Annotated in this window: 25 protein-coding genes; 16 read left to right on the top strand and 9 right to left on the bottom strand. The window is 59.6% G+C overall.

All coding sequences use genetic code 11. From position 1 onward, the window contains the following. Nucleotides 1–137 precede the first annotated feature (137 nt). Nucleotides 138–1,226 carry a porin gene (locus KX729_RS04285; protein ID WP_219741166.1) on the top strand — a complete coding sequence of 363 codons (1,089 nt, stop codon included), beginning with the start codon at nucleotides 138–140 and terminating at the stop codon, nucleotides 1,224–1,226. 322 nt (nucleotides 1,227–1,548) lie between these two features. Next, on the top strand, nucleotides 1,549–2,589 hold the full coding sequence (locus KX729_RS04280; protein WP_219741165.1) for a porin: 1,041 nt from the start codon (nucleotides 1,549–1,551) through the stop codon (nucleotides 2,587–2,589). Between the two features lie 166 nt (nucleotides 2,590–2,755). On the opposite strand, the gene KX729_RS04275 is transcribed toward KX729_RS04280, so the two are convergent. Further along, nucleotides 2,756–2,899 (bottom strand): hypothetical protein, encoded by a 144-nt coding sequence (locus KX729_RS04275; RefSeq protein WP_219741164.1) that lies wholly within the window; start codon nucleotides 2,897–2,899, stop codon nucleotides 2,756–2,758. Between the two features lie 25 nt (nucleotides 2,900–2,924). Beyond that, nucleotides 2,925–5,063 carry a lytic transglycosylase domain-containing protein gene (locus KX729_RS04270; protein WP_219741163.1) on the bottom strand — a complete coding sequence of 713 codons (2,139 nt, stop codon included), beginning with the start codon at nucleotides 5,061–5,063 and terminating at the stop codon, nucleotides 2,925–2,927. 105 nt (nucleotides 5,064–5,168) lie between these two features. Between KX729_RS04270 and KX729_RS34220 the strand changes: the two genes are divergently transcribed. The 3 genes from KX729_RS34220 (at nucleotide 5,169) to smpB (ending at nucleotide 6,870) form a co-directional block, all read left to right on the top strand. Further along, the gene (locus KX729_RS34220) at nucleotides 5,169–5,294 is read left to right on the top strand and encodes a hypothetical protein (RefSeq protein ID WP_281423208.1); all 126 of its coding nucleotides are present in this window, start codon (nucleotides 5,169–5,171) and stop codon (nucleotides 5,292–5,294) included. Nucleotides 5,295–5,346: 52 nt separating this feature from the next. Continuing rightward, on the top strand, nucleotides 5,347–6,231 hold the full coding sequence (gene dapA / locus KX729_RS04265) for a 4-hydroxy-tetrahydrodipicolinate synthase (RefSeq protein ID WP_219741162.1): 885 nt from the start codon (nucleotides 5,347–5,349) through the stop codon (nucleotides 6,229–6,231). Between the two features lie 162 nt (nucleotides 6,232–6,393). Then, nucleotides 6,394–6,870, top strand: a complete 477-nt coding sequence (smpB, locus tag KX729_RS04260; protein WP_219741161.1) for an SsrA-binding protein SmpB — start codon at nucleotides 6,394–6,396, stop codon at nucleotides 6,868–6,870. Nucleotides 6,871–6,990: 120 nt separating this feature from the next. Here smpB and KX729_RS04255 read toward each other — a convergent pair whose 3' ends face one another. Then, nucleotides 6,991–8,097 (bottom strand): PAS domain-containing sensor histidine kinase, encoded by a 1,107-nt coding sequence (locus KX729_RS04255; protein ID WP_219741160.1) that lies wholly within the window; start codon nucleotides 8,095–8,097, stop codon nucleotides 6,991–6,993. Nucleotides 8,098–8,102: 5 nt separating this feature from the next. After that, nucleotides 8,103–8,891 carry an alpha/beta fold hydrolase gene (locus tag KX729_RS04250; protein WP_219741159.1) on the bottom strand — a complete coding sequence of 263 codons (789 nt, stop codon included), beginning with the start codon at nucleotides 8,889–8,891 and terminating at the stop codon, nucleotides 8,103–8,105. 214 nt (nucleotides 8,892–9,105) lie between these two features. Here KX729_RS04250 and KX729_RS04245 point away from each other — a divergent pair, with 214 nt between their 5' ends. Further along, nucleotides 9,106–10,071, top strand: a complete 966-nt coding sequence (locus tag KX729_RS04245; RefSeq protein WP_219741158.1) for a lysylphosphatidylglycerol synthase transmembrane domain-containing protein — start codon at nucleotides 9,106–9,108, stop codon at nucleotides 10,069–10,071. Between the two features lie 235 nt (nucleotides 10,072–10,306). On the opposite strand, the gene KX729_RS04240 is transcribed toward KX729_RS04245, so the two are convergent. Together KX729_RS04240 and KX729_RS04235 are read right to left on the bottom strand one after the other, a co-directional pair. After that, complete coding sequence (locus KX729_RS04240; protein ID WP_219741157.1) at nucleotides 10,307–11,365, bottom strand: bifunctional transcriptional activator/DNA repair enzyme AdaA; 1,059 nt, start codon at nucleotides 11,363–11,365, stop codon at nucleotides 10,307–10,309. Nucleotides 11,366–11,439: 74 nt separating this feature from the next. Further along, nucleotides 11,440–12,015 carry a LabA-like NYN domain-containing protein gene (locus tag KX729_RS04235; protein ID WP_025602889.1) on the bottom strand — a complete coding sequence of 192 codons (576 nt, stop codon included), beginning with the start codon at nucleotides 12,013–12,015 and terminating at the stop codon, nucleotides 11,440–11,442. Nucleotides 12,016–12,306: 291 nt separating this feature from the next. Between KX729_RS04235 and rpoZ the strand changes: the two genes are divergently transcribed. From rpoZ to KX729_RS04190, 9 genes are all read left to right on the top strand, one after another. Then, a complete protein-coding gene (gene rpoZ / locus KX729_RS04230) occupies nucleotides 12,307–12,711 on the top strand; it encodes a DNA-directed RNA polymerase subunit omega (RefSeq protein WP_025602891.1) in 405 nt (134 codons plus the stop codon). A 164-nt stretch (nucleotides 12,712–12,875) separates the two neighbouring features. After that, nucleotides 12,876–15,101: a RelA/SpoT family protein gene (locus KX729_RS04225; RefSeq protein WP_219741156.1), complete on the top strand. Its 2,226-nt coding sequence runs from the start codon at nucleotides 12,876–12,878 to the stop codon at nucleotides 15,099–15,101. A gap of 258 nt (nucleotides 15,102–15,359) precedes the next feature. Then, complete coding sequence (locus tag KX729_RS04220; RefSeq protein ID WP_219741155.1) at nucleotides 15,360–15,515, top strand: DUF3563 family protein; 156 nt, start codon at nucleotides 15,360–15,362, stop codon at nucleotides 15,513–15,515. 242 nt (nucleotides 15,516–15,757) lie between these two features. Further along, complete coding sequence (locus KX729_RS04215; protein WP_219741154.1) at nucleotides 15,758–16,318, top strand: DUF2062 domain-containing protein; 561 nt, start codon at nucleotides 15,758–15,760, stop codon at nucleotides 16,316–16,318. 23 nt (nucleotides 16,319–16,341) lie between these two features. Beyond that, nucleotides 16,342–16,746: a holo-ACP synthase gene (acpS, locus tag KX729_RS04210; RefSeq protein ID WP_219741153.1), complete on the top strand. Its 405-nt coding sequence runs from the start codon at nucleotides 16,342–16,344 to the stop codon at nucleotides 16,744–16,746. 91 nt (nucleotides 16,747–16,837) lie between these two features. Then, entirely contained in the window at nucleotides 16,838–17,584 is a 747-nt protein-coding gene (lepB, locus tag KX729_RS04205; protein WP_219741152.1) for a signal peptidase I, read from the top strand. Then, nucleotides 17,584–18,297, top strand: coding sequence for a ribonuclease III (gene rnc / locus KX729_RS04200; protein WP_219741151.1), 714 nt, complete (start codon nucleotides 17,584–17,586; stop codon nucleotides 18,295–18,297). Before lepB ends, rnc begins: the two co-directional genes overlap by 1 nt. Before the next feature lie 24 nt (nucleotides 18,298–18,321). After that, entirely contained in the window at nucleotides 18,322–19,269 is a 948-nt protein-coding gene (gene era / locus KX729_RS04195; protein ID WP_219741150.1) for a GTPase Era, read from the top strand. Between the two features lie 330 nt (nucleotides 19,270–19,599). Then, nucleotides 19,600–20,115, top strand: a complete 516-nt coding sequence (locus KX729_RS04190) for a PAS domain-containing protein (protein WP_219741149.1) — start codon at nucleotides 19,600–19,602, stop codon at nucleotides 20,113–20,115. Nucleotides 20,116–20,124: 9 nt separating this feature from the next. Here KX729_RS04190 and KX729_RS04185 read toward each other — a convergent pair whose 3' ends face one another. Further along, entirely contained in the window at nucleotides 20,125–20,520 is a 396-nt protein-coding gene (locus tag KX729_RS04185; protein ID WP_219741148.1) for a hypothetical protein, read from the bottom strand. Nucleotides 20,521–20,754: 234 nt separating this feature from the next. Here KX729_RS04185 and recO point away from each other — a divergent pair, with 234 nt between their 5' ends. Then, a complete protein-coding gene (gene recO / locus KX729_RS04180; RefSeq protein WP_219741147.1) occupies nucleotides 20,755–21,507 on the top strand; it encodes a DNA repair protein RecO in 753 nt (250 codons plus the stop codon). A 1-nt stretch (nucleotide 21,508) separates the two neighbouring features. Here recO and KX729_RS04175 read toward each other — a convergent pair whose 3' ends face one another. Then, on the bottom strand, nucleotides 21,509–22,744 hold the full coding sequence (locus KX729_RS04175) for an MFS transporter (protein WP_219741146.1): 1,236 nt from the start codon (nucleotides 22,742–22,744) through the stop codon (nucleotides 21,509–21,511). A gap of 109 nt (nucleotides 22,745–22,853) precedes the next feature. Beyond that, a complete protein-coding gene (locus KX729_RS04170; protein ID WP_219741145.1) occupies nucleotides 22,854–23,753 on the bottom strand; it encodes a DMT family transporter in 900 nt (299 codons plus the stop codon). Nucleotides 23,754–24,078: the final 325 nt, after the last annotated feature.

Below are 24,078 nucleotides of genomic sequence, written 5' to 3'. Positions count from 1 at the left end.
AACACTTCAGATGACAATGCGCTATGCGCACCTAGCCTCTCATGACCTCGATGTCTGCTTGCCCGTTCTGGAGCGCCAGCCCAGAGAAGAGTGAGAACGACCTCTGGTCCAGCCGCGATTTTGACTGGAGGTCAAAAATGAACATCAAGAGCCTTCTTCTCGGCTCCGCTGCTGCCCTCGCAGCAGTATCCGGCGCCCAGGCTGCTGACGCTATCGTCGCTGCTGAGCCGGAGCCCATGGAATACGTTCGCGTTTGCGACGCTTTCGGCACCGGCTTCTTCTACATCCCGGGCACCGAAACCTGCCTCAAGATCGGTGGTTACGTTCGTTTCCAGGTTGACTGGAACGACAACAGCGCAGCTGCCGGCCCGGACGACAACTGGAATGCTCGTACCCGCGCCCTGCTGAACTTCGATGCCCGCACGGACACCGAACTCGGCACCCTGCGTTCGTACATCGGCCTCCGTACCTGGGCTGAAGGCGACTACAACGGTGGTTCGTTCGAAATCGACGAAGCTTACCTCACCATCGGTGGCTTCAAGGTTGGTTACGGCTACAACTACTGGGATGCTGGTCTCTCCGGCGAAACCGACGACCTCGGCTCGAACCGCGTCAACATGATCGGTTACGAGTACAAGGGCGACGCCTTCTCGGCTGGTATCTTCGTTGACGAGCTGACCAAGCGTCAGGACGGCACCGGCGTTCTCGGCATTCAGGCTGGCGTTCTCGACTCCGCTCTGTATGAGCCGGAAAACGACAACGTTGGTATCGAAGCTCAGATCTCCGGCAAGTTCGGCGCCGTTTCGGCCCAGTTGCTCGGTGGTTATGACTTCCACACCGAAGAAGGCGCTATCCGCGCTATCGTAACGGCTGCTGTTGGTCCTGGCGAACTCGGCCTTGCTGCTGTCTGGGCTTCCGGCGTCAGCGCTTACTACGACCGTTCGGAATGGGCTGTTGCTGCACAGTACGCTGCAAAGTTCGGCAAGTTCACGGTTACCCCGGCCTTCCAGTACTATGGTAACCTCGGCTACGACACCAGCCTCGGCAACGAATACAACTGGCTGAGCAACGATGCATGGCGTGCAGGCGTAACGCTTGACTACGCTATCACCTCGGGCCTGACCTTCAAGTCGACCGTCAACTACACCAAGATCACCGGCGACACCGGTGCTGGCTTTGATGACGACTCCTGGACCGGCTTCGTCCGTCTTCAGCGCACGTTCTAATCATCTGACGATGGTTGCGAAAAGCCCGGCTTCGTGCCGGGCTTTTTGTTTTTATCCATCCAGCATCCAGATCCTCGATCCTGGTAAAATAGGTATCGTTCTGGACTGATGTTTTCGGTCTGCCTGAGTAGTGCATTTTAGTCACAGAGATGTAGCAATTGCTCAGAAGAGTGCCGTGGATTTCCGCTTTCGAATTGCGAGAAAAAGTCATCCGCGCAATGATGCATATGTCAGCTGGGAATCATCGAATGTGTCGGGCGTTTTAGTCTGATCCTCCCAAATCGATGGTTGCAGAAAAACTAGATTTTGGAGATCTAAAAATATGAACATCAGAAGCGTATTGTTCGGCACCGCTGCCGCATTGGTTGGCTTCTCTGGCGCCCATGCCGCCGATGCTATCGTTGCTGCCGAGCCGGAGCCGATGGAATATGTTCGCGTTTGCGACGCATTCGGCACGGGCTTTTTCTATATTCCCGGCACTGAAACCTGCCTCAAGATCGGCGGTTACGTTCGTTTCCAGGTTGACTGGGACAGCGCAAACGACGCCGGTGCAGACGACAACTGGAATGCCCGTACCCGCGCCCTGCTGAACTTCGATGCCCGCACGGACACTGAATTCGGCGCTCTGCGTTCCTACATCGCTCTCCGTACCTGGGCTGAAGGCGACTACAACGGTGGTTCCTTCGAAATCGACGAAGCGTACATCACGCTCGGCGGCTTCAAGGTCGGTTACATGTACAACTACTGGGATAACGATCTGTCGGGCGAAACCGACGATATCGGTTCCAACCGCGTTAACGCAATCGGTTACGAATATGATGGCGGTTCGTTCACTGCCGGCCTCTTCGCCGAAGAGCTGACCCGCTCTTACAGCGATCGTGACAATAGCCCTTACGGTGGTAACGACAACATCGGTCTCGACGGTCAGATTTCCGGCACCTTCGGCCCGGTTACGGCTTACCTCCTCGGCGCATACGACTTCGCAGCTGACGACGGCGCTATCCGCGGTATCGTTTCCGCAGACGTAGGTCCGGGCGCATTCAGCGTTGCTGGTATCTGGTCGTCTGGCGTCAACGCCTACTACGACCTGTCGGAGTGGACCGTTGCTGCTCAGTACGCTGCCAAGTTCGGCAAGTTCACGATCACCCCGGCCTTCCAGTATTGGGGCACGATCGACGTTAACGCCAGCGGCGACTTCGCCGGCGACCGCGACATGTGGCGTGCAGGCGTAACGCTCGACTACGCTATCACCGATGGTCTCGCCTTCAAGACCACCGTCAACTACACCAAGGCTGACGACGATGGCACCCCGGCTGATGACGACGTCTGGAGCGGTTTCGTCCGTCTGCAGCGTACGTTCTAATCCGAACGATCTATCGAATGAAGAAAGCCTGGACTTCGGTCCAGGCTTTTTTGTTTTGGGCTAAGTTTTCGATTGCGATCGGGCAGGGTGATTGGGCACTCTCATTGAGGCTGATTGTTTAAAGTCGCGCTGCTTCAGGCCTACAGTTTGTCTGACTCTGGAGCCTTCAAGCTTTTCTTGGGATCGCGAAGCAGCTCCGAGTCTTTGTTTCGCGCAATTCCGGACGCAGAAAATCGCCGCTTTGCAGCGACTCACCCTGATCCGGATGTTCGAAAACCTCGAGCACCAGCGCGCCGATATCCAGCAGCATTAGCTACCAAAGCGGCAGACAGCGGCTACTGCTGGCGGCCGAATTTAAGGTCGGCTTCTATATCTGCCGCCTGGCCCAGCCGGGTCTTGTAGACCTCGTAATTTTCGATCACCCGCTGCACGTAGTTGCGCGTTTCGGGGAAGGGGATGCGTTCGATCCAGTCGACGACATCATCGATCGATTTGCCGCGTGGGTCGCCGTAACGGGTGATCCATTCGGGCACGCGTTTCGGGCCGGCATTATAGGCGATGAATGTCATGATATAGGAGCCGCCGAACGTATCGATCTGTTCGCCGAGATAATGGGCGCCGAGCGTTGCGTTGTAGCCTGCGTCACTGGTGAGCTTGGCGGCCGCATAGCTGAGGCCGTGCCGCTTGGCGACGCCCTGCGCCGTGCCGGGAAGAAGCTGCAGAAGTCCGCGGGCATTGGCGGCGGAAACGGCGCCGGGATTGAAGGCGCTTTCCTGTCGCGCGATGGCATAGGCGAGAGCTTTGCCGGAGCCGGAAATGTTCGCGCCGGCGGGAATGACGCCGATCGGATAGGCAAGTGCTGCAACGTCGATGCCGCGGCCGAAGGCGGTCTTGCCGATCTGCAGCGAAAGGGCGTGGTTGTCCTGGGCTTCGGCGCGGCTTGCCAGGATCGCCAACTCGCCGGGACTGGTCATTTCGTCCGCAAGCGCGCGGTAAAGCACGCCGGCACGCTTCGCATGGCCTGCCAGTTCCAGCCGGGCAATGGCCTTTACGGCTTCGCGACTCTCAAAGTTCTGACGGTCTGTCGCAGTCGGGGTCGGATAGGCGACATTGAGCGTCTTGATGTCCAATCGCGCGCCGGCAAGTTGGCCATAGAAGGTTTCAGAATAATGCGCCGCCTTGGTATAGAATTCCTTGGCGCTTCCTGGGCCGCCGGCCTCCGCGGCGCGACCTAGCCAGTACCAGGCGCGGGACGCTGAAAGTGCGCGCGAAGAAGTCTCAAGGATCTTGCGGAAGTGCATCTCAGCCGTGGTCGGATCGTTCAGCGCCCGTAGCGCATACCAGCCCGCATGGAACTCGGCATCCACCACATCGGTCGAAGAGGCCGCAACAGTGTTGGCAACCGCACGATAGGCAAGCTTGAAATCGCCTTGATCAGCAAGTCCGCGGGCGATGATGCGGCGCTCGTTCCACCACTCACCCGGGTTGACGAGTTTCGCAGCCTCGCGCGGCGCCTTGTCGAGAAGCTCGGCCGCCTCGCGATAATTGTCCTGCCGGCGCAGATATTCGATCCGCGCGAAAAGCAGGCCTGGATCGGCCTTCAGCGAGCCCTCGACTTCCGCCAATAGTGCTTCAGCATTCTTGGCATTGCCGATTACGCCAGCCCAGGCTTTGTAGAGCGAGGCGGCACGGCCGAGATCGCCGAAGCGCTTCGCCTGCGCAGCGCGGCCCTTGTACATCAGGAAATCCATCCGCGCCTTGTGATCCGCAGCGGAGAAGCCCTGCGGAAACTCAGCAAGGATCTTATCTTCGGTCGGCTTGTCGAGCGTTTCCGAAACCCAGATCTGCCTGAGCGAGCGGGCCGCATCGGCGTTCCGGCCGGCTTCCGTCAAGGCGCGCGCGAGAATGATGGCGCCCTCGGTCGTTTCGGGTTTCGTGGAGCCGAATGCGGCAAGTATCGTCGAGGTCGGCGGGTTTTCCCTATAAAGGGCGCGTTCGGAATTGGCGCGCAGGCTTTTCAATCCCGGCCAGCCCTTCAATTCCTGCTGGGCTGCGGCAATCTCGCCGGACGGCACGCCCGGTGCGCCGGATGTGGCGATCGCCCAGGTCAGGATATGCCGGTCAAGCGAGCCCTGCAGCAGGCCGTTACGAACCGCAAGCGCCTCGGCGATATCATTGGCCGACAGCGCATCGAGCCCGGCCTTCAGTTCCGGCGCCGCTGTCAGGCGGCCGGTGCGCGCATTCGGGTCGGGACGCGGGATCGCACCGGTAACATTGGGGTTTTCGAGATCCGGAACCGGCATCGCTGCCGGAACCGTGCGGGCGACGGGATTGTCCGGCCGTGCGAAGGGCAGGGGGGCGACGCTGCTGTCCGGCAAGGTCGTGGTGAAGTTCTGTGCACTTGCCGCGCCAAAACCCCATGGGAACCCGAAGGGTAATCCAAGGGCTGCGAGAAGCAGAACGGACCTTTTCATCCAGTGACTCGCGATAAAGATAGTGAACCCCTATTAACCGCCCGCTCGATTAACGAAACCTTACCATACTTATGAAAATGCGGGCTTTCTCATATGAGATTCCGCATGAAATCGCGTCCTGCCGCGCTTGTCGGCGCTATCCCGCCGCTTTATGGTGCGCGACCTGAGATGCTTTCGGAGCTGGAGCCAAGCCGCAATGCGGCTCTATCCAAATTTTCCGGCAGCCTCTAATAGTTGCGGATTACGGCTGAAGAATGAACATCGGCCGACTGGGAGTTTTGGAATGTTCAAGGGATCGATGCCCGCCCTCGTCACCCCGTTCACCGCCGCAGGCGCGGTGGACGAAGACGCTTTCGCCGCTCATGTGGAGTGGCAGCTCGGTGAAGGTTCAAGCGGTCTGGTGCCGGTCGGCACCACCGGTGAATCGCCGACACTGAGCCACGATGAGCACAAGCGCGTCGTGGAAGTCTGTGTCGAGGTGGCGAAGAAACGCGTGCCGGTCATCGCCGGCGCGGGCTCGAACAACACCCGCGAAGCCGTCGAACTGGCGCAGCATGCCGAAAAGGCCGGCGCTGATGCGATCCTGGTCGTGACGCCCTATTACAACAAGCCGACCCAGAAGGGCATGATCGCGCATTTCTCGGCGATTGCCGAAGCGACCAAGCTGCCGATCATCATCTACAACATCCCGCCGCGTTCAGTCATTGACATGTCGCCGGAAACGATGGGTGCGCTGGTCAAGGCGCACAAGAACATCGTCGGCGTCAAGGATGCGACTGGCAAGATCGAGCGTGTTTCCGAACAGCGCATCACCTGCGGCCCGGATTTCATCCAGCTGTCCGGAGAGGATGCCACCGCTCTCGGCTTCAACGCCCATGGCGGCGTCGGCTGCATCTCGGTGACCGCCAACGTTGCACCGCGCCTCTGTGCGGAATTCCAGGCGGCAACGCTGGCCGGCGATTACAAGAAGGCGCTGGAATATCAGGACCGCCTGATGCCGCTGCACAAGGCGATCTTCCTGGAGCCCGGCCTCTGTGGCGCCAAATACGGCCTGCACAAGATCCGCGGCATGAACCGCACCGTGCGCTCGCCGCTCGTCTCGACGCTCGAACCGGCAACGGAAGCGGCGATCGATGCGGCGCTGCGTCACGCCGGTCTGCTGAACTGAGGCCTCCTGAAGGGAGGCAAAGGAGAGCGGTCGTTTTGGACCGCTTCACTTTCGGCCTTGGCCGCATTACATAATTGTGACCCCGCTCATTGCCCCATCGCCCGGGGATGATGGGCGGGGATTTGTTTTCGAAATTCGCAGGGCGGATTGGACGATATTCTCATGGCACCCAGAGGCAGCCAGCGCACGGTGAACAAAATTGTCGCGGAAAACCGTAAGGCCCGCTTCAATTATGAAATCATCGATACTTACGAGGCGGGCCTGGTGCTGACAGGGACCGAGGTCAAGTCGCTGCGCGAAGGCAAGGCGAATATCGCCGAATCCTATGCGTCCGACGAGGGCGAGGAAATTTGGCTGATCAATTCGCACTTGCCGGAATATCTGCAGGCGAACCGCTTCAACCACGAACCGCGCCGCCGCCGCAAGCTGTTGCTCTCCAAGCGCGAGATCAACAAACTACGCGTCGGCATCAACCGTGAGGGCATGACGCTGGTGCCGTTGAAGATTTACTTCAACGAAAAAGGCCGCGCCAAGCTCGAGCTTGCCCTTGCCAAGGGTAAGAAGCTGCACGACAAGCGCGAGACCGAGAAAGAACGCGACTGGAACCGCCAGAAGCAGCGGCTGATGAAGGCGAATTGAGCGGATTGACATTCTTTGGTGAGGCAGCGCCTTCCCGGGCGTCAAACACTAACGCATTCCTGAAAGTTTCGCACCGGTAGCGGGTACTTCAGGGGTATGCCGGCTGGCGAGAAGATTGCTTCAGCCGACCGTATTCGGCATTTCGAACAGGAAACACGTTTCCTGTTCGGTTGAGGTTGCCGTAAGCGTGCCGCCGTGGGCCTTGGCGATTTCGTGGGCGATGTAGAGACCAAGGCCAAGCCCGTCTTTGTATCCTTGCGACTGACCGCGCACGAACGGATTGAACAGGGTTGGCATCGCTTCAGCCGCTATCGGTTTTCCCCCGTTCGCGACCCAGAGCCGGAACGAGCCATTCTCCGTGGTTTCCGCGCCAATCCGGATAGGCTGTCGTTTGTCGCCATGGCTGAGGGCATTCCCCACCAGATTGGACACCAGCTGACCTATCTTGGACGTGTCGCATTCGACAGGTCGAGTTGCCGTATAGGACATGAGGACGTCGTGGTCCGGACTGGATGCCCTCAGTTCCTGGACAACCTGATTGATCAGCGGCTCCAGCGTGTCTTCCACGCGCAACTGCAGGCCGATGCCGCCTCCAAGCCGGGCGCGGGCGAAATCCAGGACGTTGTCGATGAGCCCGGACATCCTGAGCACGCTGCCCTGCATCAACCCGATGACCTGCCGACCTCGGTCGCTGAGGGTCTCTTTCGATAGAATACGGGCTGCCGCGGAGATCGAAGACAAGGGATTTCGAAGGTCGTGGCCGAGGACGGCGACGAATTGCTCCCGCAACTGTCCGTCATCCATTTCCTTCTGCAGCCCTTTCTGGGCATTGTCGCGCGCGCTGACGAGTTCGCGTTCGTAAAGACGTCTTTCGCCTGCCTCCAGGAAAACGATGCGGATCGTATTTGCATTGCCGAGAGGATCGGGAAAGGAGGTTGCGCCCATGATGACGGGCACCAAGGTTCCGTCGCTCCGCTTGAGGTCGAGGGTAACCTCTCGGATATTTTTCTGAAGCTTGAGAAGAGGCGCCAGATTGGTCTCGAACAGGATCCGGGCGGACATGCTGAAAATGTCGCGCAAGCGTTTGCCGTCGATTTCGCCCGTCGGATATCCCAGCAGATTGGCAACCCAGTCGTTCGTCTTGAGGATGACGCCATCGGCACTCAGCAGTACGTAACCGCAGGGCGCTTCGTCGAAGAGTTTCCTGTAGTCCAATTCCTCTGTCATCGACGTCAGACGAATTCCTTGATCGCCTTCGTGACCTCGTCAGGCGCGCTGAGATTGGGGCAATGTCCCGTGGCATCGAGCAGAATCAGCTGGCTGCCGGAGATGTTGTCGCGAACGTATTCTCCGACCTTCTCTCCGGCGATGATGTCGTCGCGGCATTGAAGGATTAGGGTGCGCGCGGTCACCTTCGGCAGGTCGGCGCGATTGTCGGAGGTAAACGTCGCCCGCGCAAATTCCCGGGCAATCCTTGGGTCGGTGCGGCAAAAACTCTCCGTCAGCTCCTGTCCGAGTTCGGGCCGATCTGCATTGCCCATGATCGCGGGAGCCATGGAAGCCGACCAGGCCAGGGGATTGTCGGCGAACGATGCCAGCAGCTCTTCGATATCGGATGCGCCGAAGCCGCCGACATAAGCTCCGTCGTCGATATATCGTGGCGAGGGGCCGACCATGATCAGCGTGTTGAACAGTTCGGGGGCCTTGATCGAGGCAAGCGCGCCGATCATGGAGCTTACCGAGTGGCCGACGAATATCCCGTTCCGGATGCCCATTTCGCGGCCGACTTCGACGATGTCGTCGGCATAGCCATCGAGCGAAGCATATTTTCCGATGTCGTAAGCATCGGGATCGGAACCACCGGCTCCGACATGGTCCATGGTGACGACCTTGAAAGCATCGTTGAAGCTTGGCGCTACGAACCGCCACATGGCTTGGTCGCATCCGAAGCCGTGGGCGAACAGCATGGTCCGTTCACCCGTACCTGATACTTTGACGTTGTTTCTACTGATTGCCGACATGGCCGTTCCAATGGAAGTTACGACCTACGCCGCGATACAAATTGCCTCGCTACGCTAGTCGATTTTCGCATTAACGTCCATCGGCGGATAAACCGGCGTGTAAGAAACGGATAGCACAACGCACGCTATCGCTTTCCGTTCTTGCGCGCCCTTTGTTCCAGGAACAAAAATGTCTCACGCCCGTTTGCCCCGATCTTATCCAGGCGAGCGGGCGATGACGCGAAAACAGATATTTACCTATGGCATGCTGGTGGTCGGCTTCGGGGCCGCCGGATATCTTCTCTATCATACGTTTCGGGAATATTCGCTCAGCGACATCGTCGAATCCGTCCGGGCGATCCCCACCTACAATCTGGTTCTGGCACTCGTTTTTGCCTTCGGTTCCTACCTGTGCCTTAGCGGTTTCGACTGGGCCGGCGTGCGTTACGTGAAGAACGATCTCGCCTATCCGAAGATCGGACTTGCCTCCTTCATCGCGCTTTCGATCGGCCAGAGTGTCGGCCTGTCCGGCCTGAGCAGCGGGGCGTTGCGTTATCGTTACTACGCCCATTGGGGCATGAGCACCGAGGACGTCGCCAAGATCGTGCTGCTTTCGGGTGTGACCGTCGGCATCGGCATGGCCGTGTTGTCGGGCATCGTCATGATGATCAATCCGAAGGATGCAGCAACCGTATTGGGTCTCGGCGAAGGAGCCGTAATGGCAATCGGATTTGCCTGCCTGGCCGCGACGGCCGGTTATCTGGCGCTTGCCGCCTTCGTCCGAACGCCGCTGAAAATCCGCTCCTGGACCTTCGAAATGCCGACACTGAAGATCGCCATCGCACAGGTAGTGATCGGCACGATCAATTTCGCCCTGGTCTCCGCCTGCCTGCGTGAGGTGATGGCTGCGAGCGCCGATGTCAGCTACCTGAAGGCCGCAACTGCCTTCGTACTGGCCAACCTTGCGATCCTCATCACTCATGCGCCGGGCGGCCTCGGCGTGCTGGAAGCGACGGTGCAGCATGTGATGGGAGATCAGGCCTCGATCGGCTCGCTTGTCGCCTTCCGGGTGATCTATTTCTTCATCCCGTTCTTCATCGGATTGCCGCTGTCGCTGATCGTCGAGGCGGTGTTTCGGGCGAGGAAGGCGAGGCGGAGTTCGGGTGATGGATTGGAGATGAGGGAAGTGGCTTCGGCTTAGGTAGCGTTAGAGTGTGTGGCACCCCCCTCTGCCCTGCCGGGCATCTCCCCTCAAGGGGGGAGATTGACTCGTGGCACGAACTTCCCACCAGACTAACCGTATCGCCGACGGCAATCAAAGATGTGTCGATGGCGACGATTGTTGTTTGGGGAAACCGGTGTACCAAGCCAATCTCCCCCCTTGAGGGGGAGATGCCCGGCAGGGCAGAGGGGGGTATTCTGGGTACTGCCCTAGATTAGCGTTTCCCCGCCATCCGCCGCTCATGCTCCAGCAGCCAACGCTTTCGCCACAATCCGCCGCCATATCCGGTCAGGCTGCCATCCGCCCCGACCAGTCGATGGCAGGGAATGACGATGGCGATCTGGTTTGCCCCGTTTGCACCCGCCACCGCCCGCGTCGATGACGGCAGCCCGAGCCCTGCGGCAACCGAACCATAGGTTTGCGAAATGCCGACCGGGATCGCCCGCAAGGCATCCCACACCTGCCGCTGAAACGACGAACCATGCCCCGCAATCCGGGTCTCAAACCCGCGATCCTCGCCGGCGAAATAGGCCTTCAGCTCCGCTTCGATCTGGTCGATCGGCGGATGCCGGCCCATGACGATGCCGCTGCCGGTGAAGGTCTGAAGCTTCTTGATCTCCGCCGGCAGCGCTTTGCGTTCGGCGAATTCGAGGATGTGCAGCGCATGGGCATCGGCGATCGCCATCATCGGGCCGATCGGCGTTTCGATCCAGTCGGCGCGCAGCAGTTCCTTGCCACGCAGATGCGCTGGCGCCGCACCGAAAAGCTTCGTCACCGCGGCGCGAAAACCGCTGCCCGACTCAAACCCGGCATCGAGCTGCGCATCGATGACGCTGGCACCCTCGTTCAGCGTCTCGGCCGCCTTGCCCATCCGCCTCAGCCGCGCCATTTCCAGAAAGCTCATGCCGAATTGCCGCTTGAAGGCACGCCGGGCGGTGGAGGGATCGATACCAAGCGCGGTCACATCATCCTCGCTCCAGCGCCGGAAGGGTTCGGCATCCAGGGCATCGACGAGCCGCGTCACCATCGGATCCGCCTCTCCGAATTTCAGCATCGGCCGGCAGCGGCTGCAGGGGCGGAAACCTGCCTCCAGGCATTCGGCGATCGTCTCGAAGAAATTGGTGTTCTCTCGCTTCGGCTTGCGGGCCGGGCAGGTGAGGCGGCAAAAAATGCCGGTCGTCTTCACCGCCGCCCAGGCAAAACCTTCATAGGAAGCATCGCGGGCAACCAGTGCGTCGTAGAGAATATCATCGGAAGGGCGTTCGAAAAGCATGGCGCTTTTCTAGCACAAACGAAAATAGGCGCCGCCGAAAAACGGGCGCCTATTTTCAAAAGCATCCAGAGAGATCAGACGTCGGCAGGTTCGACCGGCTCGGTCGGACGCGCCGGCCGTTCGGACGGGTCACGACCGACTTCGGCCTTCAGCGTCATCAGGTCGATGAAATGATCGGCCTGGCGGCGCAGGTCGTCGGCGATCATCGGCGGCTGGGTGGACATGGTCGACACGACCGAAACCTTGCGGCCCTTGCGCTGCAGCGCCTCGACAAGCGTCGTGAAGTCGCCGTCGCCGGAAAACAGAACCAGATGATCGACGGTTTCGGACTGCTCCATAGCGTCGATCGCCAGCTCGATATCCATATTGCCCTTGACCTTGCGGCGGCCCATGGAATCGGTGAATTCCTTGGCCGGCTTGGTGACAACCTTGTAGCCGTTGTAATCCAGCCAGTCGATCAAAGGACGGATCGACGAATATTCCTGATCCTCGATCAATGCTGTGTAATAATAGGCCCGGAGAAGATAACCGCGCTTCTGGAAAGCCTTCAGAAGTTTCCGGTAATCGATATCGAAACCGAGGCTTTTCGAAGCGGCGTAAAGATTAGCGCCGTCAATGAAGAGAGCAATCTTCTCTCTTGGATCAAACATATGGTCTCCATCCCCTTTTTGTTATGAACCTGCCGGGCAGGGGAGCCTTGGTCAATTATAGAGTGACTCAAATCTCCGGATTATTCCACTACATTACAAAACGTTCATATATTCGTCATTTATGGCACGATTCGGGATAATCCAAGCATCTTACAGTTGAATTTAGGAGCCTTCCTCAGAAGACCGACCAAAAACTGGCAATCGTCAATTTGCAGGAAAAACTTGAATTTACCGCGCAATGGCTGTATCGGGCTCGTTAATCCCGGAAATCCATGACCCAAAGGACATGCAATGGCCCGCGTCACAGTAGAAGATTGCATTGACAAAGTCGACAACCGTTTCGAACTCGTCCTCCTGGCCAGCCACCGTGCCCGCCAGATCTCACAGGGCGCTTCGATCACGATCGACCGCGACAATGACAAGAACCCGGTCGTTGCGCTGCGCGAAATTGCGGATGAGACGCTTTCGCCGGACGACTTGAAGGAAGACCTGATCCACTCCCTGCAGAAGCATGTGGAAGTGGACGAGCCGGAACCCGATCCGGCTTCGCTGATCGCTGCCGGCGGCGTTTCCGTCGCGGCCGATGGCGAAGATGAAGATGCACCGGAAACGGTGTCTTTCGACCAGATGTCGGAAGAGGAACTACTGGCCGGCATCGAAGGCCTCGTGCCGCCGGAAAAGAGCGACGATTACTAAGCGGGCGCTTCAGCGCCTCGCTGAGCAGAATCTGCTGCTTAGCAAGTTTTCGTTCATCCTCTCGCCCTAATCTGGCTGGATGTTTTATGATGGCTGCGCCAATCTGACGGTTGGCGCGCCATTTTTCTTTTCCTGCCACCAGTTACCCAAGGGCATTTTTCAGGATGATGAGGCAATACGAGCTCGTCGAGCGGGTGCAAAAGTACAAGCCCGATGCGAACGAAGCTCTTCTGAACAAAGCCTATGTCTATGCCATGCAGAAGCACGGCCAGCAGAAGCGTGCCAGCGGCGATCCCTATATCTCGCATCCGCTGGAAGTCGCTGCCATCCTCACCGACATGCATCTAGACGAGTCGACCATCGCGGTGGCTCTGCTGCACGACACGATCGAGGACACCACCGCCACCCGCGCAGAGATTGACGAACTGTTCGGCGAGGATATCGGCCGGCTCGTCGAAGGCCTCACCAAGCTGAAACGGCTCGACCTCGTTTCCAAGAAGGCCAAGCAGGCCGAAAACCTGCGCAAGCTGCTGCTTGCCATTTCCGACGACGTGCGCGTGCTGCTCGTCAAGCTCGCCGACCGCCTGCACAATATGCGCACGCTTGAGCATATGAAGGCCGAGCAGAAGGCCCGTATTTCCGAAGAGACGATGGATATCTATGCGCCGCTCGCCGGCCGCATGGGCATGCAGGACATGCGCGACGAGCTTGAGGAGCTGTCCTTCGGTTACATGAACCCGGAAGCGCACGAGACCGTCACCAACCGGCTCGCCGATCTTTCGGCCCGCAACGAAGGCCTGATCAAGAAGATCGAGGACGAGCTGCGCGAGCTGCTGATCGCCAATGGTGTTGAGGCCGTTGTCAAAGGCCGCCAGAAGAAGCCCTATTCGGTCTTCCGCAAGATGCAGTCGAAGTCGCTCTCCTTCGAACAGCTCTCGGACGTCTACGGTTTCCGCATCATCGTCGGCGACATTCCCTCCTGTTACCGGGCACTCGGCATAGTTCATACCCGCTGGCGCGTCGTGCCAGGCCGCTTCAAGGACTACATCTCCAACCCGAAGCAGAACGATTACCGTTCGATCCACACGACCATCGTCGGCCCGTCCCGCCAGCGTATCGAAACGCAAATCCGCACCCAGCTGATGCAGGAAATCGCCGAATACGGTATCGCCGCCCATGCGCTCTACAAGGACGGGCGAGGGGCGGTGAAGGGTGGCGAACTGCTGCCGAAGGAGAGCAACGCGTATTCCTGGCTGCGCCACACAATCGAATCCCTGGCGGAGGGCGACAATCCGGAAGAATTCCTCGAGCACACAAAGCTCGAACTCTTCCAGGACCAGGTCTTCTGCTTCACGCCGAAGGGCAAGCTGATTGCGCTGCCGCGCGGTGCCACGCCGATCGATTTTGCCTATGCGGTCCACACCACGATCGGCAACACCACGGTCGGCGCCAAGATCAATGGCCGCATCATGCCGCTCGTCACCCGCCTCAACAATGGCGACGAAGTCGAGATCATCCGTTCCGGCGTGCAGGTGCCGCCGGCCGCCTGGGAAGAGATCGTTGTAACCGGCAAGGCGCGCTCGGCCATCCGCCGCGCCACGCGTATCGCCATCCGCAAGCAATATTCCGGCCTCGGCCATCGCATCCTGGAACGCACGTTCGAGCGCGCCGGCAAGGTGTTTTCCCGCGAGGCGCTGAAGCCTGCGCTGCATCGTCTGGCTCACAAGGATGTCGAGGACGCGATTGCCGCCGTTGGCCGCGGCGAGCTTTCCTCGCTCGACGTGCTTCGCGCCGTCTTCCCGGATTATAAGGACGAGCGCGTCACCGTGAAACCGTCGGCCGACGACGGCTGGTTCAACATGCAGAGCGCCACCGGCATGGTCTTCAAGCTGCCGAACCAGCGCCGCGTCGAACCGGAAGAAGTCGAAGCCGGCCCAGACCCGCTGCCGATCCGCGGTCTCGCCGCCAATATGGACGTCCATTTCGCCCCGAGCGGCGCTGTCCCCGGCGACCGCATCGTCGGCATCATGGAAAAGGGCAAGGGCATCACCATCTACCCGATCCAGGCGCCGGCCCTTCAGCGCTTCGATGATCAGCCGGAACGCTGGATCGACGTGCGCTGGGATCTGGACGAAGCCAACAAATCCCGCTTCCTGGCGAAGATTGCCGTCAACACGCTGAACGAGCCCGGCACGCTGGCCACCGTCGCCCAAACCGTCGCGCGCCTCGACATCAACATCCGCACGCTCGCCATGGGCTCAAACAGGGCTGATGACTTTTCCGAGATCACGATGGATATCGAGGTCTGGGACCTGCGCCAGCTCAACCAGCTCCTCAGTCAGCTGAAAGAGCTGGATTGCGTGGCGAACTTGAAGCGGGTTTATGATTGAGCTTTGACGATGGCATGGCTGCTTGTCGCCTTCGTTCTTAGCCGCCTCGTCATCAGACGGACGGCAAACATGCGGCTTTGGGTCGGTGAAACCGATCACCGCCGCTAGCGCTTGTCGCGCAATATTTGCTCAATAGCCAAGCACATTGGCAGTGTGCCATGCTTCTGGCGCATGTCTGGTCGGCTGTTCCCGCGTTGGTAGAATGCGAGATCTCATCTTATATTGCTGCAGTGCAATATGAGAGAGAAAGAAGACATTATGTTTGACCAAGTCCGCAAGATCGCCCGCGCCTTCCGCGTCCCGAGCACTCAGGATCGTGAGATTGCTTACCTGAACGAATCCCGTGACCGGATCGATCTCGAATTCCGCATGCGCCAGATCGACCGTGGTATGTTCCGCAAGTCGGGTCTCTGATCCGCCTCGGAATAGTTTGATGATTGTCCGTGCCGCGCCGGGTATCCGCGCGGTCGGCAGGTGTCGCCCGTCAATGGGCGGGTGGTATGATCGGTAAATGCGTCGCAGGCCGATCCGATACAGCGGCCAATTTTTGCCATCATCTTCAGGCTCCGCTATGAGAGCATAATTGATGATGAGATTCCCGGTGCCGGTCGATTAAAATCCCGGCCATTGAAACCGATACGAAGCCAGATCTGCAAATGCCGTTTCGCCGCCGTACACCGCTTGCATTTCGTGAAAGACTACGCCGCGCCATCCTGCCTCCCAAGGGCTTTCGCCGCATGGTCGAATATTACCGTCTGAAAGTGATGCGCATCGGCGGCTCGCCGCACGCGGTCGCTGCCGGCGTGGCGGTCGGCGTCATCAGCGCCTGGACGCCGTTTCTCGGATTTCACGTGCTGTTTGCCATCCCGATCGCTTATCTGCTCGGCGGCAGCATGATCGCCGCGGCGATCGGCACCACGTTTGCCAATCCGATCACCTGTCCGATCATCTGGCCGCTGACCTGGAAGATCGGCGCGACGATCCTCGGTCATGATCCGGCAGGGCATGACAATCTCGATCTCGGCCAGCTTTTCCATCACCTGGATATCACCCAGCTGTGGCGTCCTATTCTGGAGCCGATGGTGATCGGCGCCATTCCGCCGGGTCTGATCAGCGGCGCCATCTTCTATGCCGGCACCTATTGGGCTGTGCGCAGTTTCCGCAATCGCCGGATGGAACGCTTGACTGCGCGGGCCGGAATGCTCAAGTCAGCCTGAAAATCCGGCTTCAAGGAAAATTCATGATCATCGGCCTGGGCAGCGACCTGATCGACATAAGACGCGTCGAAAAATCCATCGAACGTTTCGGCGAGCGCTTTACCCATCGCTGTTTCACCGAAATCGAACGGGCGAAATCCGACCGCAGGCAGAACCGCGCAGCTTCTTACGCCAAGCGTTTCGCCGCCAAGGAAGCCTGTTCCAAGGCACTCGGCACCGGCATTGCCAACGGCGTGTTCTGGAAGGACATGGGTGTCGTCAACCTGCCCGGCGGCCGTCCGACCATGGTCTTGACCAATGGTGCCGGCGAACGTCTGGCCGAAATGATGCCGGCCGGCCACGAACCGCTCATCCACATTACCATTACTGACGATTACCCCTATGCCCAGGCCTTCGTGGTGATTGAGGCCAGGCCCGTCGCATCCTGATCAGCCGCCTGTGACCCGATGGGCCATTGCCGCGGCTCCGGGAAAAGTTTAGAGAATGCGGCACTCCGTAGGAAATAGAAAGTCTTCAAACGTGTCCGATAACGCCGATACGAAGTCGCAGAACGGTCTCTGGGAAAACATCAAGGTCATTATCCAGGCCTTGCTGCTTGCGATGGTCATCCGCACCGTGCTGTTCCAGCCCTTCACCATTCCGTCCGGCTCGATGATGCCGACGCTGCTGGTCGGCGACTATATCTTCGTCAACAAGTTCGCTTACGGTTATTCGAAATATTCGCTGCCTTTCTCGCCGAACCTGTTTTCCGGACGCGTTCTTGAATTCAGCGAGCCGAAGCGAGGTGACGTCATCGTCTTCCGTCTGCCGAGCCAGCCGGACATTGACTATATCAAGCGCCTGATCGGCCTGCCGGGCGACAAGGTGCAGATGATCAACGGTGTGCTGCATATCAACGGCAAGCCGGTTCCGAAGCAGCCGGATGGCGCTTTCACCTCCGACTACTCTAAGGATCCGGGTGTCAACGTGCCGGTCTTCCGCGAAACGCTGGAAAACGGCGTGACCTATGACTCGCTCGACGAGGGCATGGGCCGCGGCGACAATACCCAGGAATTCGTCGTTCCGGCCGGCCACTATTTCTTCATGGGCGACAACCGCGACAACTCGCTCGACAGCCGTTTCGACGTCGGTTACGTGCCGGCTGAAAATCTTGTCGGCCGCGCCAGCGTCATCTTCTTCTCGCTCGGCAACGACACGTCCTTCCGCGAAATCTGGAAGTGGCCGACCAACATGCGTTGGGACCGTATCTTCAAGGTCGTGCGGTGATGAAGGCAAAGGCGCTTTCGGCGGAGGATCGCGGCCAGCTTGAAAAAGCCATCGGCCATGAGTTCGTCGACAAGCAGTGGCTGGACCGGGCGCTGACGCATGCCAGCACCGGTACGGCCAAGAATGCAAATTACGAGCGCCTGGAGTTTCTGGGCGACCGGGTTCTCGGTCTCTGCGTCGCTGAACTGCTGTTCAGGACGTTCAAGGCGGCGGAAGAGGGCGAGCTTTCGGTTCGCCTCAACCAGCTGGTCAGCGCGGATAGCTGCGCGGCCGTCGCTGATGAATTGGAGCTGCATCGCTTCATCCGCACCGGCGCCGACGTCAAGAAACTGACCGGCAAGCGCATGATGAATGTGCGCGCCGATGTGGTGGAAAGTCTGATTGCTGCGATCTATCTGGATGCGGGGCTGGAAGTGGCCCGCGCCTTCATTCTGAAGCATTGGGAGGGCCGCGCCACCCGTGCGGACGGCGCAAGGCGCGATGCCAAGACCGAGCTGCAGGAATGGGCGCATGCGAAATTCGGCCTGACGCCCGCCTACAGGGTGGACGACCGCTCCGGACCGGATCATGATCCGCGCTTCACCGTGACGGTGGACGTGCAGGGTGTTTCGCCGGAAACCGGCATAGACCGCTCCAAGCGGGCCGCCGAACAGGTGGCCGCCACCAAGATGCTCGAACGCGAAGGCGTGTGGCAGAAGCCCGCCGGACAATGACTGTTTAACAACGAAATGGACGATATGACCGATAACGAACACATCGCAGGCGAGGAACACGAAGCCGGCGCAGCAGGCCCGACGCATTCCGGTTTCGTGGCGCTGATTGGCCCGACCAATGCGGGCAAGTCGACGCTGGTCAACCGTCTCGTCGGCGCCAAGGTGTCGATCGTCAGCCATAAGGTCCAGACGACGCGCGCCATCGTGCGCGGCATCGCCATTCACGACAACGCCCAGATCGTCTTCATGGATACGCCCGGCATCTTCAAGCCGCGCCGCAGGCTCGACCGCGCCATGGTGACGACCGCCTGGGGCGGCGCCAAGGATGCCGACTTCATCATGCTGCTGATCGATGCCGAGCGCGGCATCCGGGGTGACGCGGAAGCGATCCTCGAAGGCCTGAAGGAAGTTCATCAGCCGAAGATCCTGGTGCTCAACAAGATCGACCGCGTCGATCGCGAAGACCTGTTGAAGCTCGCAGCTGCGGCAAACGAGTTCGTGACTTTCGAGCGAACGTTCATGATTTCCGCGACCACCGGTTCCGGCTGCGACGACCTGATGGACTATCTGGCCAAGGAACTGCCGGAAGGTCCTTGGTATTATCCGGAAGACCAGATTTCTGACCTGCCGATGCGCCAGCTCGCGGCCGAAATCACCCGCGAAAAGCTTTTCCTGCGCCTTCACCAGGAACTTCCCTATTCCTCGCATGTTGAGACGGAGAAGTGGGAGGAACGCAAGGACGGTTCGGTGCGCATCGAACAGGTCATCTATGTGGAGCGCGACAGCCAGAAGAAGATCGCGCTCGGCAAGAATGGCGAGGCGATCAAATCGATCTCGACCGCCTCGCGCAAGGAGCTGATGGAAATCCTCGAACAGACGGTGCATCTCTTCCTGTTCGTCAAGGTTCGCGAGAACTGGGGTGATGACCCCGAGCGCTTCCGCGAAATGGGCCTCGAGTTCCCCAAAGGGTAACACGCAGCCCGTCCGGGCGGCATGAGACACCTGAGCGATTCGTGGAGCGAGGCGATTTGCCGGAGCGAAATCGGGAAACATTGCTTGCTGAGGCCAATCTGGCGCCTTGAAAGGGCGGAAGACACCTCATTTCCCCCCCCATTTGCTCCATGACGAGGAGCTCGGCTTCAACCTGATGTCCATCATCGGTTGAAATGCGACTCTATATCACGATATAAAGTTGATTTCCTCGTATTTTCATCGGTTTAGCGCCAATATGCAACTATTGGTAACTGCTAAAATATGCAATGTGATACTGGTTTCCTGAGTGTGTGAATCGGAGGTCCCGACATGACTGACGCCCGCGTTTTGGACGGAGATATCGGTGTTCAGAACATTGCGCTGATCGGATTTTACAGTTGGAGCGTCCCGGAAAACCGCGTCCATGGCGACGAGGTGATCGCCGATATATTCGGCATCTCGGTGAAGGAGCTTGCTCTCGGAGCACCGATCGAGGTTGTGATCCGTTATGTCGACGATGGCGACAAGCAGATGCTGGCCAAGGCTGTGCATCACGCCATCATCACAGGCGAGCAGTTTCAATGCGACTATCGCCTGACCCATCCGAATGGCCGCAAAATTCATATCCATGCGATCGGCCGGTGTCTTCGCGATGCCGATGGCGTGCCATCCATATATAGCGGCACCTGCACCATCATGCCGCAAGAGGCCGGTGACGTCTCCCGCGATCCGCTGGAGAGCCATTGTCGCGCGGCGCTCGGCATCGCCACCAAGCGACGCCATGCGCTCGCCGCGCGTTACCTGACCTCCGCCCTGAACGTGCTTGGCCAGAATACGCGGCGCTGACCGGTCAGCTTATTTCTTCTGTTGCCGGTCCATCAGCGCCTTTACCTCCTGGTAGCGGCGGCGGTTTTCCTGCTCCTGTTCATTGGAGCCATAGCAGGTTTTCGAAATGCAGAAACGCAGCAGGCTGAAGGGCGCCTGCGCCTTGTCGAACTCGCATTCGATCTCGTTGTTGAAATCGGTGGGCTTGGCGTCTTCGCGGGTCGAATAGGTCAGCCGGGCGCCGGGCGGATCGAGCTCGGGGAAGGACTGTACGATGCCGGTCTTGATGTTCGGCACCAGCAGAAAGCTCTTGGCGACGGCAACGCATGCCTGTTCCAGCTGCGGCGATTGGGCAAGCGCTGGCGGCGCGGAAATGAAGCTCGCGGGAAGGGTGGCAAGCGCGACGGCGAGAAGAGTACGTTTCATTCGGGTATCCCCCAGGTGATAGGCCGGATAATCCGGCCGGGTGTGGCGTCAGGCGCGTCAGGCGATTGTAATCGCCATATTCGGCGGGGAAATCCGAATCTCACCCGATTTGTTCCAAGGGCTTCGGCAGAACCCGGCAAGCCGTGGGCGAACAGGTTAATTGCGAGAAACCGATTCTGTCAGAAGCACTTATGGGATAGAACTGAATCACCTCAGAAAAGAGTTCATGCGCCGATGCAATGGCAGGACGAAGCGATCATTATAGGCGTCAAACGCCACGGCGAGACGAGCGTCATTGCCGAGCTGATGACCCGTGAGCGCGGCCGGCATCTCGGCATGGTGCGCTCCGGCCGCTCGCGCGCCATGCAACCCGTGCTGCAGCCTGGCAACAAGGTCGAAGCCGTTTGGCGGGCCCGGCTTGACGAACATCTCGGAGAATTCAAGCTGGAGCCGGTCCGCCTTCGCGCCGCCAAGCTGATGGAAACCGCCACCGCCGTGTATGGCGTGCAGGCGATGGGCGCGCTGCTGCGGCTTCTGCCCGAGCGGGACCCTCATCCGCATCTCTTCGAAGCACTCGACGTCATCCTCGACACGATGGACGACCCGGCCGATGCCGGCGAGCTTTTCGTGCGTTTCGAGCTTGCTGTGCTGAACGACCTCGGCTTCGGCCTCGATCTCTCCGAATGCGCTGCGACCGGTATCCGGCGGGATCTGGTCTATGTTTCACCGAAAAGCGGCCGCGCCGTCTCGCGTGATGCCGGCGCTCCCTATCACGACCGCATGTTGGCTCTGCCGGGCTTTCTGGGCGAGGCGGCGGTGCATTCTGCAGATCGCGAGAGCATGGCCGCTGCCTTCCGGCTCACCGGTCATTTTCTGCATCGTCACGTCTACGAACCACGCGGCCTGACGGAAAACGCCGCCCGCGACGGTTTCGTGCAGGCGGCGCTGAAAGCCTTGGCGGATAAGCCGGAACGGCAGGCTGGCTGAATTACTCCGCCGGCTGCACGCCCATCGCCGTGCGGTCGACCGGCTTTTCCTTGATCGGCCAGTTGACGATCGCGGCAAAAATGCCGAGCGCCATGCCGAGCCACCAGACAGGATCATAGGAGCCGAGCCGGTCATAGAGCACGCCGCCGAGCCAGACACCGAGGAACGAGCCGATCTGGTGCGACAGGAAGACGATGCCGCCCAGCATGCCGAGATGCCTGGTGCCGAACATGATGGCGACGAGGCTGTTGGTCGGCGGCACGGTGGAAAGCCACAGAAGGCCCGTGACGATGGCAAAGATGATCACCGACAGCGGCGTCTGCGGCAGAAGCAGGAAACCGGTCACCGCCACCGAGCGGGCGATATAAATGAAGCTCAGGAAATAGGGTTTCGAATAGCGCTGGCTGATCATGCCTGCCGCAAACGAACCGATGATATTGAAGAAACCGATCAACGCCATGGCGATGACCGCATAACGCGCATCGATGCCGATATCGCCGAGATAGGCCGGGAAATGCGCGGTGATGAAGGCGAGCTGGAAACCGCAGACGAAGAAGCCGGAGGTCAGCAGCAGATAGCTCTGGTGTCCGAACGCTTCCTTCAGCGCCTGGGCGACCGTCTGGTCGATTTCGGTCCGCGACTGGGTCCCCGACTTGGCATTGCCACGCAGCGGATAGGCGAGCAGCGGTACGATGAGCATGATGAAGCCCAGCACGACCAGACTGTCCGACCAGCCGTAATTGCTTATCAGCGCCTGGCTGAGCGGCGCGAAGAAGAACATGCCGGCCGAACCGGCGGCGGTGGCGATGCCGAATGCCAGCGAGCGCTGCTGTGGCGTCACGTTGCGGGCATAGACCGACAGGATGATGCCGAACGAACCGGCGCCGACTGCAAGGCCGACCATCACGCCGCCCGAGAGGAAGAGGATCGGAACGGAATGGGCCGTGGACATCAGGATCAGGCCGGCGGCATAAAGCAGGCCCGAAAAGGTCAGCACCCGGCCGGTGCCGTATTTGTCCGCCAGCGCGCCGAACACGGGCTGACCAAGGCCCCAGGCCAGATTCTGGATCGCCATGGCCATGCCGAAGGTGGAGCGGTCCCAGCCGGTGTCGTGCAGCATGGGCAGCTGGAAAAAGCCCATGGCAGAGCGCGGACCGAAATTCAGCATCGCGACGAGTGCGCCTGTGACGATGATCAACCAGGGCAGGGATGGACGGGCGGGCGCGGACGTGGGCATGAAATTCCTCCTCATAGGAGATAAGTCATACGCTTGGGCAAAAGATTCGAAAAACGACTTTTGCTAAATCAATCCATCATTGCATTTGATGGACGATTACTGGACAAGCTTAAGGTGTCCCTGGCGGATCGATCGCCGGAGGCGGCGTGCGGCCGAGCCGAGCTTCCCGCCAGATCGTATAGATGCCGGCGCCGATGACGATGGCGCAGCCGGCGATCATGTTCGCCGTCATCACCTCACCGAAGATGAAGACGCCGATCAGGCAGACCAGCACCGTCTGGATATAGCTGATCGGCTGCACCACGGAGGCGTCGAGCAGGTCGAAGGCGCGGATCAGCAGGTAGTGTCCCGTCATGCCGGTCATGCACAGCACGAACATCCACACCCAGTCGGCGGGTGCGAGATTGGTCCAGTAGAAGGGTCCGACGAATGTCATGGTCACGGCTCCGGCAACGCCGGTATAGAAGAACGCCGTCATCGACGTGTCGGTGCGGCTGGCAAGCCGTGTCATCACCGAATAGCAGGCGAACATCCCTGTCGCGACGACCGGAATGACGATCTTCCAGTCGAAAGTCGCATGCAGCGGGTTGACCACCAGCAGGATGCCGATGAAGCCGACGCCGATTGCAGTCCAGCGCCGCCAGCCGACCGTTTCTCCCAGAAAAAGCACCGAAAGACCGGCGACGACGAGCGGCGCGGCGGCAAAGATCGAATGGCTCGCGGCAAGTCCGACGCGCGAGAAGGAGAAGATCGAGATGACGATCTGGACGGCCAGCAATACGCCGCGCGCCGTCTGCAGCCAGGGCCGACCGGCTTTTGTGGTGGCCTTGAGGCCCGCCGGAGAGCGCGATGCCAACAGCATGGCGAAGGCGGCAAAACCCCAATAGCGGATCATGGTGATGAAGACGGGCGGATAACTGCTGCCGAGATGTTTCGAAATGCCGTCCTGAACCGAAAAGATCGTCACCGCCGTGATGGCACAGAGCAAACCGGTGGACCGAGGTGTCATCGGGGCATTCTTCTTTCGGAGCGCAGTGCTGGGCGTACCGAATGGTACGCGAATACACTGAAAGGGCGGGACGGCAGGTTATCTGTCCGTTGTGGCTGCTCGCAAAGGTATCCGGCAACCTGCTTTTTGGGAATAGCTGCCATGCACGAGCCGCGCACATGAACTCTCCGGGCTGCGACACCGACGGTTTGGCGTGACTTCAGGGTTCGATAATGCCTCTAGAGCCTGTCATCGACCCGTCACACTTGAATGTCGCGCCGGTGATCCCCAAGTCGGGAATATCGAGGCTTATTGAAAGCTCGACAACGTCACAACGACCAAAGAG

The organism is Neorhizobium populisoli (assembly GCF_019430945.1).
In the GTDB taxonomy this organism is placed as follows: Bacteria; Pseudomonadota; Alphaproteobacteria; order Rhizobiales; family Rhizobiaceae; genus Neorhizobium; species Neorhizobium populisoli.
This window is presented reverse-complemented; position numbering and strand designations above follow the sequence as displayed.